The sequence below is a fragment of the Oleiphilus sp. HI0125 genome (assembly GCF_001635355.1).
In genome coordinates this window covers 1-298 of record NZ_LWGF01000562.1, presented here as the reverse complement: position 1 = coordinate 298, position 298 = coordinate 1, and the positions used below count along the sequence as shown (strand labels likewise).

General features: G+C 45.0%; 1 protein-coding gene. It reads left to right on the top strand.

Annotation, left to right across the window (positions count from 1 at the left end; genetic code table 11):
* Window positions 1-298, top strand: a 298-nt coding sequence (locus tag A3762_RS07035) for a sigma 54-interacting transcriptional regulator (RefSeq protein WP_197469109.1), incomplete at both ends; no start/stop codon positions are given.

Below are 298 nucleotides of genomic sequence, written 5' to 3'. Positions count from 1 at the left end.
GAAATCGGTGAGCTACCCCTTGATGCTCAGGCTCGATTACTTCGCGTTCTACAAGAAGGAGAAATAAGACGAGTTGGCTCCATCAGCTCTAAAAAAGTCGATGTGCGCTTAATTGCAGCAACACATAGAAATCTAAAGTCTTTGTCCCGTACCGGCCAATTCCGTGAAGATTTATATTATCGACTCAATGTTGTTCAAATTCGCCTCCCTCCATTAAGAGAGCGAGGAAAAGATATTACGGGCTTAGCTCACTTACTTTTAGAACGTGCTCGAGAGCGCTTAGCGAGACCAACGGTAG